This is a genomic window from Micromonospora sp. FIMYZ51, assembly GCF_038246755.1.
GTDB lineage: Bacteria > Actinomycetota > Actinomycetes > Mycobacteriales > Micromonosporaceae > Micromonospora.
This window is the reverse complement of sequence record NZ_CP134706.1, coordinates 4,582,532-4,595,067: the sequence shown is the minus strand read 5'-3', so window position 1 is coordinate 4,595,067 and position 12,536 is coordinate 4,582,532. Positions and strand designations below refer to the sequence as shown.

Sequence of the window (12,536 nt, the reverse complement as noted above, 5' to 3'; positions counted from 1 at the left end):
GGAGCGACATGACACAGCAGGCCCAGACCATGCCCCAGCACGCCCGCCCGCTCTCACCCGACGAGGAGGTGGTGTCGGCCGTCTGGGCCGAGACCCTCGGTACGCCGGTGCCCGGGCCGGAGGCGAATTTCTTCGCCCTCGGCGGCAACTCGCTACAGGGCGCCCGGGTCATCGGCCGGCTGCGCGAGGAGTTTGCCGTACGCATCCCGCTCAGCCTGCTGTTCGAGAACCAGACGGTCGACTCGCTGGCCGCTGCCATTGCCACGCTGCGTGGTGGGTCCGTCGCGCCGCGGTCGACCATTCCACGGCTGCCGCGGCAGGCCGACGGCGGCCTGACCGCGCCCGCGTCGTTCGGACAGCGGCGAATGTGGGTCGAGGAACATCTGCATGGCCCCAGCTCCCGCTACAACGTGCCGGCGGCGGTGGACATCGAGGGGGCGCTGGATGTGCCGGCGCTGCGGGCGGCGCTCCAGGCGCTTGTCGACCGGCACGAGGTGTTCCGCACCACCATCGACGTCGTGGACGGCGTACCGCATCAGCTGGTCGCCGGCCAACTGACGGTGGCTCTACCGGTCGTCGACCTGACCGACGTGCCGCTGGACCAGCGCGGCGAGGTGCTGCTGGACCGCCTGTTCACATCGGCGCGCCGACCGTTCGACATCGCCCGTGGCCCGCTGCTGCGGGTGGAGCTGTTCCGGATGGACGAGCACTGGCATGTGCTGCTGTTCAACCTGCACCATCTGATCACGGACATCCGCTCCTTCGAGCTGGCGGTGGCCGAGCTGTTGCGGCTCTACGCGGCTGCCGTGACCGGGCCGCCGCCGCAGGCGGAGGGGCCTGCGGTCCAGTACGCCGACTTCGCGGCCTGGCAGCAGCAGACCGTCGATGAGGCGGCGTTCGGACGGCAGCTCGACTACTGGGCGGACGTTCTGCGTGGGCCGCTGCCGGTGCTCGACCTGCCCACCGATCACCACGAGCCGGAACAGCCGACGGGACGTGCTGCCACGGTCTCGATCGAGCTGCCTCGGGCCCTCTCTCGGCAACTGCGGGAACTCGCAAGCGCCAGCGACGCGACCCCGTTCATGGCCATGCTGGTTGCGGTGAACGTGCTGTTGCACCGGTACACCGGTCAGTCCGACATCGTGCTGGGCATGCCCAGCGCCAGCCGTGACCTGCCCGAGCTGGAGGAGATGCTCGGCTGCTTCCTGAACACCCTGGCGGTGCGCTGCGACCTCAGCGGCGATCCGTCCGCCCGCGAGCTGCTCGGTCGGGTGCGGGAGCGGGCGCTGGGCGCGTACGCCCACCAGGACGTGCCCTTCGAGCGTGTGGTGAAGGCGGTCATGACGGACCGCTCGGTGCAGCAGGGACCGTTCCGGGTGATGGTGGTGTCGCAGCCGGAGCTGCCGGAGCCGGAGCTGCCCGGGCTGCGGATATCCAACGTGGAGCTGGACGCCGAGCAGGCCAAGTTCGATCTCTTGTTCGCCGTCACCGAGGCGGAATCGTTGCGGATCGCGTTGCAGTACAACACCGACCTGTTCGCGGCGGACCGGGCGACGCGGATGCTTGAGCACCTGCGCATTCTGCTGGAGGGTGCGGTCGCCCGACCGGACACGCCGGTGTCCGAGCTGAACATGCTTTCCGACGACGAGCGTCGCCAGATCGCGCGCTGGTCGGCAGCCGAGTGCGGCCCGTACCGGACCGACGAGTTCCTGCACCGGATGGTGGAGGAGCAGGTGCGCCGGACGCCGGACGCGGAGGCGGTCCGGTGCGGCGAGGTCCGGCTGAGCTACCGGGAGCTGGACGCCCGCGCCGATGTGCTGGCGGCCCAGCTGACGGCGGCCGGCGTGGCCGTTGACGACTTCGTCGGGCTCTGTGTCGAGCCATCGGTGGAGCTGCTGGTGAGCATCCTCGGCACGCTCAAGGCGGGAGCCGCCTATGTACCCATGGACCCGGTGATGCCGACCGAGCGGATGACGTTCACCGTCACCGACAGTGGCATGAAGGTTCTGGTCACGACCACGGATCTGCATCCCCAACTGCCGCAGGCAGCGGTCGGCGGGCTGGTCGTCCGGTACGCCGACGACGTGGACCCGGACACCGGCGGTACCGACCGGCAGGCGCCGGAGTCGGCGGTGGATGCGGCACAGCTCGTCTACATGATGTACACCTCCGGCACCACTGGGCAGCCGAAGGGCGTGGTGCTGCCGCACAGCGCGGTGACGCCGTGGATCCGATGGGCGCAGGATGTTCGGCCGATCGGCCCCGGTACGCGGATCCTGCACAATCTCTCCTACCACTTCGACTGGTCGGTGGAGCAGATGTTCCACGCCCTGACCAGTGGGGCTTGCGTGGTGATGCCCTCCCGGCAGGCGCGGATCGATCCGCGCCACACCGCACGCTTCATCAACGACCACGAGATCCATATGCTGTACCTGACCCCCACCCAGATGCGCGGGCTGGCCGCGGCCGGGATCGCCATGCCGTCGCTGCGTGACGTCTCGATGGGCGGCGAGAACCTCGACGGCGACCTGGTCGTCCGGACCCGGCAGGTGGTCTCGCCGGCCTGTCGGATCTGGAACGAGTACGGTCCGACCGAGACCGCGGGTGTGGCGCTGGCCGGGCCGATGGGCGAGGCGTCGGTCGACCGGGCGGCCATGCCGCTCGGCCGGCTGATCGCCAACGCCACCTGCGCCGTGCTGGACCAGTGGGGAAACCCGCAGTCGATCGGCATCCCGGGCGAGTTGTGGATCGGCGGCGACGGGGTGGCCCGTGGTTACCACAACCGACCCGATGCCACCGCCGACCGGTTCGCCCCCGATCCGGCGGAGCCCGGGCGGCGTCGTTATCGCACCGGTGACCTGGTGCGCTGGCTCGCGAACGGCGACATGGAGTTCCTTGGTCGCACCGATCACCAGGTCAAGATCCGTGGTGTCCGGGTCGAGCTGCGCGAGATCGAGTCGGTGCTCCGGGCCCATCCGGAGGTGGCCAACGCCGTCGTGACGCTGACTCCGGAGCAGGCCGTCGTGGCGTACCTGGTGCCCGTCCCGGGCGCGACCCGGGACGAGGCGGCCCTGCGCGCGTACCTGGCACCGAAGCTGCCGAGCGTGATGCACCCCTCGGCGATCGTCTGGCTGGATTCGATTCCCACCTCGCCGACCGGAAAGGTCGACCGCCGCAGGCTGCCCCCGCCGGACGCCGTTGCGACGGCCGCGGTGGCGGTCGAGGCGGTCGTCGCGCCGAGCACGGAGATGGAGCGGATCGTGGCGGAGGTGTGGAGCGGGCTGCTCAAGCTCGACGTGGTGCACGTGCACGCCAACTTCTTCGAGGTGGGCGGGGATTCGCTGCTGCTGCTCTCCGTCGTCGAGCAGCTGCGGCAGCGGCTGCGGCTGGATATTCCGGTGCGCGCGGTGCTCAACACGCCGACGATCGCCGGCCTGGCGGCGCAGCTCGATCAGCTCCGTTGGGTGCTGCGGTCGCAGGAGGCACCGGTACCGGGTGACGGTCCGCGCGAGCGGGGTGAGCTGTGAGCCGAGCGGTTGCCGACCCGCCACCTCTCGGGGACGGCGTGGTGGATCTGCTGCTGTGGCTGCGCGAGGCTGGCGTGGTGCTCTGGACGGAGCAGGGCCGGTTGCGCTTCGAGGCACCGGCGGGGGTGATGACCGACGAGATCAGGGAGCGGGTGGCGCAGCGTCGCGCCGAGGTGATCGCCTTTCTGGCGGAGGCGGACGTCGCCGAGCGCACGAGCGTGTGGATCGGGATGCCGGACGGGGTCCGGCTGGCCGCCGACGTGTTCCGGCCCAAGCGGCACGGGGTGACGATCAGCGAGCCGTTGCCGGTGATCTGGTGCCACGAGCGCTACCGCCGCGCCGAGGCCGTGGCCGGCGGGATCATGACCAAGCTGGACGCCCAGCCGTGGTTGAAGGAGCTGTTACGGCACGAGTACGTCGTCGTGGTGGTGGATGTTCGGGGCAGCGGCGCATCGGAGGGCGTGCGTCCGGTGGAATTCGCCGTGGAGGAGACCCAGGACGCGTACGCCGTCACCGAGTGGCTCGCCGCGCAGCAGTGGTGCACCGGCCGGGTGGGGATGTTCGGGATGTCGTACAGCGGGGTTGCTCAACTGCTGGCCGCGGGCGCCGCACCGCCGCACCTGGCCGCGATCGTCCCGCAGATGGCGTTGTTCGATCTGTTCGCGTTCCTGCGACCCGGCGGGGTCTTTCGTGACAACTTCGCGCGGGCCTGGAGCGAACTGGTTCACCGGCTGGACACCCAGCCGGGTGCGGCTCGCGCCGATGCGCGCACGGACGTCGCCGCCACCGTCGCGGCGCACCAGCACAACGTCGACGTGTTCGCCCAGGCCGCCCGGCTGAAGTGCCGAGACAGTCGGGACGAGGCGACCGGCCGGACGCTCTACGAGGAGCTGAATCCGGCCGGCGCGATCGCCCGGATCAGCGCTTCCGGCGTGCCGATCTGCCACCTCTCCGGGTGGTACGACATCTGGGTCCGGGACACGACCCTGTGGTTCCGCAACCTGACCAACCCGCAACGGATGATCATCGGTCCGTGGAGCCATAACAGTTGCGGCAACGATTTTCTGGCCACCGAGCATCTGCGCTGGTACGACCGTTGGCTCAAGGACATCGACAACGGGGTGACGGACGAACCGCCGGTCCGGTACTTCACGATGAGTGCCCCGCCCGGAACGCAGTGGCGCAGTTCGGCCCAGTGGCCGCCGGCGCAGGTGCGGCCCACGGAGTTCTTCTTTCGCGCCGGCCCGGCCGCAACGATCAGCTCGGTCAACGACGGGCTGCTGACCGCGGTCGCGCCGACCGACCCGGACGGCGTCGACGTTTACCGGGTCGACTACACCACCACGACGGGCCGGACCACCCGCTGGGCGGACGGATACGGTGGCGGATTCCGCTATCACCTGACCCCGAACGACCGCAAGGCGCTGACCTACACCACGCCGGTGCTGTCCCGCGATGTCGAGGTGACCGGGCACCCGGTGGTGCACCTGTGGGTTTCCGCCGACCAGCCGGACGCCGACTTCTTCGTCTACCTTGAGGAGGTCGACGAGCGGGGCGAGTCGCACTATGTCAGCGAGGCCGTCATCCGTGCCTCGTACCGCGCCTGCGGGCCCGCCCCGTACGACACGATGGGACTGCCGTTTCTGCCGGGCGTGACGGAATCGGTGCAGCCGTTGCCCGCCGAGCCGGTCGAGCTGGTGGCCGACCTGCATCCCACCTCGAACGTCTTCGTGGCCGGCCGGCGGTTGCGGGTAAGCGTGACCGGCTGCGACCGGGACAACGCCGACACCCCCCGCCGGGTTCCGCCCCCGGTCGTGCGGATTCACCGCAGCGCGCGGTACCTGTCCCGGGTGGTCCTGCCGATCATGCCGTCGCCATGAGGTCGGGGCCGGTGGTGACGGTGGAGAATGGCTGCCCGTACGGGCGGGCCGGCGGCTTGCTGACGGTGGATCCGTGCCAGGACTACCTGGCGCTGGCGAGCGCGGAACCGGTAAGCCGCAATGACGACCTGGGGGTCTGGATCGTCACCGGGTTCGCCGAGGTGACCCGCTTGCTCGGCCATCCCGCGCTCTCCTCGGCCTGGCCCGAACAGGGCCGCACCCAGTTGCACGACGGCGACACCGAGGGTGCCCGCACCGCCGACCCCGTCCGGCGGTGGTTCATGTTCGCCGACGAGCCGCGGCACCGGGCGCTGCGCAACATCATCGGTCCGCTGTTCACCGCCCGGCGGGTGGCCGAGTTCCAGCCGTACGTCGAGGCAGTCGTCGACGAACTCCTCGACGGCGTGACGGATCGGCTCGACGTGGTGACCGACCTCGCCGTACCGCTGTCCAGCCGAGTGATCTGCCGGTTACTGGGTCTGCCGCCGCAGACCGCGCCCCGATTGCCAGGATGGGCGCTGGACATCGCCGCTCTCCTGGTAGCGGACTATCTCCCCGACGTGGTGCGCAGGGGAACCACTGCGCTGGCCGAGATCACCGCAGTGGTCCGCGCGGCACTGGCCGGAGCCGGGCCGGCCGACGGCACCGCGCTCGCGGTCCTGCGCCGGGCGCAGACCGCCGGCCAGATCGACGAGCTGGACGTGGCCGCCACGGCAAGCCTGCTGGTGTTCGCCGGGTTCGAGACCACCGCAACATTTCTCTGCAAGGCGGTCCGGACGCTGCTGCACACCGGCCAGTGGGCCGCCCTGACTCCGGCGGCGGTTCCGGCTGCGGTCGAGGAGTTGCTGCGGTTCGACACCTCGGTGCAGCAGGTGGCCCGGCTGACGGTGGCCCCGGTCGAGGTGGCCGGACACCGCATCCCAAAGGGCGAGTTGGTGCTGCTGATGCTGGGCGTGGCGAACCGCGATCCCGAGGCGTTCGCTCGGCCGAATCTACTTGATTTGTCCCGTCCGCCCGCCCGGCACCTTGGCTTCGGGCACAGCGCTCACTACTGCCTCGGCGCCGGTCTCGCCCGGCTGGAGGTCGGCACCGCGCTGCGACAACTGAAAGTCCGGTGGGGCGAGGTCGAACTGGCCGCAGCGCCGGTGTTGCGGCCACACCACGGCGTCACCTCGTTCGAACATCTCGAGTTGCGGCTGCACGCCGGGGTCGCGAGCGGCACCGGGGCGGCGCGACGCACGAACGGGAGCGAATCGACATGAGCACAACGCAGGCGGCTCTCCGGTCGGTGGAAACGGTCTGGGATCTGGTCCGGGAACAGGCAGCCCAAGCGCCGAGTGCGCCAGCGGCGGTGGGGGAGGAGGGGGTCTACTCCTACCGCGATCTGGCCCGGCGCGTGACGGACCTGGCCGCCGTCCTCACCGAACGCTGTCCGCCGGGTTCCATGTTCGCCCTGGAGACGCCGAGCCCGGTCAGCGGGGCGATCGCCATCCTGGCCGCGGCGCGAACGGGCTGCGCGGTGCTGCCGATGAACCTGGAGGCCCCGCCGGCACACCGGTCGCGGATCCTGCTGGACGCCCGACCGGCGGCGGTGCTGCGCTCGCCCCGGGAGGGAGCGTTCGAACTGTCCGACCCGCCGGCTGCGGCGGCCGGACCGCCGTCGGGGCTGCCGGCCGACCTGGCGTACGTGATGTACACCTCGGGCTCCACCGGGCTGCCCAAAGGCGTACTCGTGCCGCATTCCGCGCTCACCTCACGGATCCGGGCGATGGCTCGGATCCCAGGGCTGCGGCGGGGCGAGAGCATCCTCGCGATGACCGCCCTGTCCTTCGACATCTCGCTGGCCGAGATGCTGGTGCCGCTGGTCGTGGGCGGCAGCTTTGTCGCCGTACCGGTCGAGGCACGTACCGATCCTGATGCCTTCGTCGAGGTGGTGCAGCGATACGCGCCCGACGTCGTCCAAGCCACCCCGAGCTTCTGGCGGTTGTTGCTGGCGGCGGGCGAAGACAGCGTGCCCCGGCTGGGTCGGATCTGGTGCGGCGGCGAGCCGCTCACCCCGGCGCTGGCGGGCGCCCTGCTCGACCGTTGCGACGAGCTTTGGAACCTGTACGGACCGACCGAGGCGACGATCTGGGCGACCGCGGCGCGCGTCGAGTCACCCGAGCCCATCACACTCGGGCATCCGCTGCCCGGGGCCGAGGTGCTCCTCGCGGACGGGGAGATCCTGCTCTACGGTGCCGGGCTGGCGGCGGGATACCTGGGGCGGCCGGACCTGACCGCCGAGCGGTTCGTGCTCCGGGACACCCCGCACGGTCCGCGTCGTACGTATCGGACCGGGGATCGGGGTCGGCTGGCGTCCGACGGCTCGCTGCGCTATCTGGGGCGTACCGATGGGCAGATCAAGCTGCGCGGTCACCGGATCGAGCTGGGTGAGATCGAGGCGGTGTTGGAGGAGCATCCCGGGATCTTTGAGGCGGTGGCCCTGCTGCGGGAACCGGACCGGCCCGAGCGCTGCTATCTGGCCGCGTACGTGGTGGCAGGTGAGGATCTGCGACCGGATGCGGTGCGGGCCTGGCTGTTGTCCCGCCTGCCGGCAAGTCACTGCCCGCACCATGTGGAGGTGGTGTCGGCCCTGCCACGCACCACCTCCGGCAAGGTGGACCGGGTCCGGTTAGCCGCGATCGAGCTGGGAGAGACCTGAGTGGACGCGGGCGACCAGGCCCGGCGGGCCGCCGTTCGGCAGGCATGGCGGGAGACGCTGGAGCGGGATCCCGCCTCGGACGGCGAGAACTTCTTCGCCGCGGGCGGTAACTCGATCCTGGTCGTGGCGCTGCAACGCCGGTTGACCACCGCGTTGGGCTACCGCCTGCCGTTGCGCCGGATCCACGACCAGCCGACCGTGGACGGGATACTCGGGCTTGCCGCCCGGCACTCGGTCGAGCAGGTGCCGACGTCGGCACCTGCGTCCGGCCTGGATCTCTACTGCCTGCCGTACGCGGGAGCTTCCGCGCGCGTCTACGACGGCTGGTCCGACCGGCTACCGGCGGGCGTGACCGTCCGGCCGCTGGAGTTCCCGGGCCGCGGGTCGCGCTGGTCCGAGCCGCCCGTCGCGCGGCTGCCGGACCTGCTCGTTGACCTGTCCGCCGCGATGGACACGGCACGACCGTACGTCGTGTTCGGTCACTCCTTCGGTGGGATCGTCGCCTTCGAGCTGGTGCGGCACCTGCGGGCGGCAGGTCTGCCGAGCCCGCGCCGGCTGCTGGTCTCCGGCTGCCCGGCGCCACACCTGGCCACCCCGGCGGAGACAACGCACGACCTGTCGGACGCGGAGTTCACCCGCCGGCTGCGACGCCTGCGCGGTACGCCTGAGGAACTGTTGGCCAACGACGAGCTGATGGAGCTGTACATCCCCGTCATCCGGGCCGACTACACGATCCTTGACCACTATCGGGCGCCCGCCCCGACGTCGCTGGGTTGCCCGATATCGGCGTTCTACGGTCGCGACGACGCCGAGGTGACCGTTGGCGCCATCGGTGAGTGGAGCCGCTACGGCGACCGGCCGGTCACCGTGGAGGAGGTCAACGGTGATCACTTCTTCCTGCACGGTGCCGAGGCGGAACTCGTCGCGAAAGTGGCGGCACACCTTGACAGCGACCTCAATCGCTAAGAAGATTCTTAGCACGCTGGCATTTCATGTCAGCATTTTGTTTGCCCGCGTTTGTCCGGCGCGCTCGCCCGGGTTGACGCCGCTGGCGTATCCCTCACGCTTCCTGCTCAGACGATCGTCGCTGGTTGACCGTGCCCGCGTACCGATCGTCGAGCCATGCTGATCCGTCAAACCGCTGGAGGCTGCATGGTAGTCCAGACCCGGGTGGCTCTGCGTTCGCCGATCGGCAGTGAGTACCGCGCGGAGATCGAACGTCGACTGTTCTTCGTGTCGCCGGACATCGTGGACTTCACAATCGTGGAGCACGGCGACCGTCTGCACGAGATCGTGCTGATGTCGGCCGGGCCGATCGGCGACAGCGACGCCCTGCGCCGCAAGGTCGCCGACCTCGTGGAGACCGACGTGGCCGGCCGGGGGCTCACGCCGCAGCGGGTGATCTGGCGTTCGGCCGGTGAACGACCGGCGAACCTGCCCGACGTCTACGACCAACTGCTGGCACAGGGGCGGGTCAGCGAGGCGGGTGAGGGTCAGGTGGTCCTCGACCGAACGATGATGGCGCTGATGGACGCCCTGGACGCGGCGATCACCGATCTGGTCGACGCGCGGTTCGGCGCCGTCGAGTACCGCTATCCGACGCTGCTGCCCACCAGCGTGTTGGAGAAGGTGGGCTATTTCAACTCGTTCCCGCAGTTCCTGATGTTCGTCACCCGGCTGCACAGCGACACCGATGTCTATCGTGCGGTGGTCGCCCGCGCCAAGCGCGGCGAGCGGATGGCTGACGCCCTGCTCGGTCACTGCACGGACGTTGACTACTGCCTGCCACCGACCATGTGCTTCCACACTTTCCACCAGCTCGCCGGCCGTTCGCTCGACGCGGAAGGGCAGCGGGTGATCACCGCGAAGGGCAAGTCGTTCCGATTCGAGTCCCGGTACGCGCGTTCGCTGGAACGGCTGTGGGACTTCACGATCCGGGAGGTCGTCTTCCTCGGCGACCGGCAGTTCGTCCTGCGCGCCAGGGAAGAGCTGATGGCCGACGTGTTCCAGTTCGTTACGGAGATCGGCCTGACCGGCTGGTGCGAGGTGGGCAACGACCCGTTCTTCTGCGATGACGACACGCCAGACAAGGTCATGTCGCAGCGCCTGCTTCAGCTCAAGTACGAGCTGCGGGCCGACGTGGCGCAAGGTCGATCGAGCGCAATAGCGTCGTTCAACTACCACGATCGATTCTTCAGCGAAAGCATGGAGATCAGCGGGGCGGACGGCGAGCCGGTCAGCACCGCGTGCGCGGGGTTCGGCCTGGAGCGGCTGACGTACGCGTTCTGCTGCCAGCACGGCACGGACCCCGCCGGGTGGCCGGCGGCGGTACGTGACCGGTTGCCGGTGGCCCGCGCCTGACCTACCCCACCACCTGTCGCCCTTCGAGGGGAGCAGCCCGCTGTGTCCGAACTGCCTTATGCGACGTACCCGGTGCGTATCGGTGTGCAGATCCAACCGCAGTACTGCAGCTACGCCGAGATTCGGCGAGCCGCGGCGATGTACGAGGAACTCGGTGTGGACGTGCTGATGAACTGGGACCACTTCTTTCCAGTCTATGGTCCCGCCGACGGCGCGCACTACGAGTGCTGGACCATGCTCGGTGCCTGGGCGGAGGCCACCTCCAAGGTGACGATCGGGCCGTTGGTGACGTGCAACTCGTACCGCAACCCGGACCTGCTTGCCGACATGGCGCGCACCGTGGACCACATCAGCGGCGGCCGACTGTTCCTGGGTATCGGTGCCGGCTGGAACGAACGGGACTATCACGAGTACGGGTACGAGTTCGGCACTGCGGCCAGCCGACTGGCGTCGTTGGGCGAAGGACTGCGCCGCATCGAGCGCCGCTGGCAGCGCCTCGACCCGCCGCCCACCAGAAAGATCCCGATCCTGGTGGGCGGTAACGGCGAGCAGAAGACGTTGCGGCTGGCCGCGATGCACGCGGACATCTGGCACGGTTTCGGTGACGCGGCCGTCCTCGCCCACAAGCACCGCGTCCTGGACGAGTGGTGCGCCAAGGTGGGCCGGGACCCGGGCGCGATCGAGCGCTCGACCCGGGTGTTCCGACGCGGTCCGGACGAGGTCGGCGAGGGGCTGCTGGAGGCCGGCACCCGGTTCTTCACGCTGGTGGCGCAGTCACCCCGGTTCGACCCGGCACCCGTGCGCGACTGGCTCGACTTTCGGGACGACATGAACAAGGCGCGACTGGTCGACACGGCCTCGTCACGGTGACGAGTCGCCGACCGGTGGGACAGCAGGCAGTCACGAGCCATGAGGCGAGGCGGATGGACAGCAAGAAGGTAGGCGTGGTCGGGGCCGGCACCATCGGTCGCGGGGTGGCCCAGGCGGTCGCCGAAAAGGGCATGGATGTCGTGCTTGTCGATACGAGCGCCGAGCAGCTCCACGGCGCGATCAGCCAGATAGCAGCGGACCTGCGGACCCAGCCACTGTTGACCGGCGTACGCCGAGTCGGGCCGGATGCCGACGTGCTCGGACGGATCACGTGTGAGACCGACGTCGCGAAGCTGGCGGACGTCGACTTCGTGGTCGAGAACGTCACCGAGAACTGGGACATCAAGAGCGGGCTCTACCAGGAGTTGGACCGGATCTGCGCCCCGGAGGTGGTGTTCGCGGTGAACACCTCGGCGATCCCGATCACCCGACTGGCGGCGGTCACCGGCCGGCCGGACCGGCTCGTCGGGATGCACTTCATGAATCCGGTACCGCTCATGCGCATGGTGGAGGTGATCCGCGGCCACCACACATCCGACGAGACCATGGCGGTGGCCACCGGGCTGCTGACGCGGCTGGCCAAGGAGCCGGTCGTGGTCGACGACCTACCGGGCTTCGTCACCAACCGGGTGCTGATGTTGACGATCAACGAGGCGGTCTTCTGCGTCCAGGACAGTGTCGCCTCGGCGCTGAACGTCGACCGCATCTTCAAGGGCTGTTTCGGGCACAAGATGGGGCCGCTGGAAACCGCCGATCTCATTGGGCTGGACACGATCCTGAACTCGATCACCGTGATGTACGACAGCTTCAACGACTCCAAGTACCGTCCGGCGCCCCTGCTGCGCCGGATGGTCGACGCGGGGCTGCTCGGCCGCAAGACCGGGCAGGGCTTCTACGACTATCGGATCGACGGAAACGGAGACAAGAGCTGATGACGCGGGACGATGCGCGGGCGCGGGTGCGCCAATTCCTGGAGCCGCACTTCGGCACCCACGAGCTGCGGAACGACGACAACCTGTTCCAGCTTGGCTACGTCAACTCGCTGTTCGCCATGCAGCTCGTCGCGTTCGTGGAGAAGGAGTTCCGGATCGAGGTCCAGTCAAGTGACCTGGAGATCGAGAACTTCCAGTCGATCGAGGCGATCGCCCGGCTGGTGGAGGCGAAGTCGGCGGCGGCGGCCTGACGACGACACGGGAG

General features: G+C 69.4%; 9 protein-coding genes. All 9 read left to right on the top strand.

The features are described from left to right. Positions 1–8: 8 nt before the first annotated feature. Complete coding sequence (locus QQG74_RS20630) at positions 9–3,527, top strand: amino acid adenylation domain-containing protein (RefSeq protein ID WP_341716412.1); 3,519 nt, start codon at positions 9–11, stop codon at positions 3,525–3,527. Continuing rightward, positions 3,524–5,407, top strand: a complete 1,884-nt coding sequence (locus QQG74_RS20625) for a CocE/NonD family hydrolase (RefSeq protein WP_341716411.1) — start codon at positions 3,524–3,526, stop codon at positions 5,405–5,407. The genes QQG74_RS20630 and QQG74_RS20625 overlap by 4 nt, the downstream gene beginning before the upstream one ends. Continuing rightward, a complete protein-coding gene (locus QQG74_RS20620; protein ID WP_341716410.1) occupies positions 5,404–6,669 on the top strand; it encodes a cytochrome P450 in 1,266 nt (421 codons plus the stop codon). Before QQG74_RS20625 ends, QQG74_RS20620 begins: the two co-directional genes overlap by 4 nt. After that, the gene (locus tag QQG74_RS20615; protein WP_341716409.1) at positions 6,666–8,108 is read left to right on the top strand and encodes an amino acid adenylation domain-containing protein; all 1,443 of its coding nucleotides are present in this window, start codon (positions 6,666–6,668) and stop codon (positions 8,106–8,108) included. The genes QQG74_RS20620 and QQG74_RS20615 overlap by 4 nt, the downstream gene beginning before the upstream one ends. Further along, entirely contained in the window at positions 8,109–9,074 is a 966-nt protein-coding gene (locus tag QQG74_RS20610) for an alpha/beta fold hydrolase (RefSeq protein ID WP_341716408.1), read from the top strand. Between the two features lie 186 nt (positions 9,075–9,260). Beyond that, positions 9,261–10,469 (top strand): hypothetical protein, encoded by a 1,209-nt coding sequence (locus QQG74_RS20605; RefSeq protein ID WP_341716407.1) that lies wholly within the window; start codon positions 9,261–9,263, stop codon positions 10,467–10,469. A 42-nt stretch (positions 10,470–10,511) separates the two neighbouring features. Beyond that, positions 10,512–11,339: an LLM class F420-dependent oxidoreductase gene (locus QQG74_RS20600; protein ID WP_341716406.1), complete on the top strand. Its 828-nt coding sequence runs from the start codon at positions 10,512–10,514 to the stop codon at positions 11,337–11,339. After that, positions 11,336–12,271 (top strand): 3-hydroxyacyl-CoA dehydrogenase NAD-binding domain-containing protein, encoded by a 936-nt coding sequence (locus QQG74_RS20595; RefSeq protein ID WP_341716405.1) that lies wholly within the window; start codon positions 11,336–11,338, stop codon positions 12,269–12,271. Before QQG74_RS20600 ends, QQG74_RS20595 begins: the two co-directional genes overlap by 4 nt. Beyond that, positions 12,271–12,522: an acyl carrier protein gene (locus QQG74_RS20590; RefSeq protein ID WP_341716404.1), complete on the top strand. Its 252-nt coding sequence runs from the start codon at positions 12,271–12,273 to the stop codon at positions 12,520–12,522. The genes QQG74_RS20595 and QQG74_RS20590 overlap by 1 nt, the downstream gene beginning before the upstream one ends. Positions 12,523–12,536 lie beyond the last annotated feature (14 nt).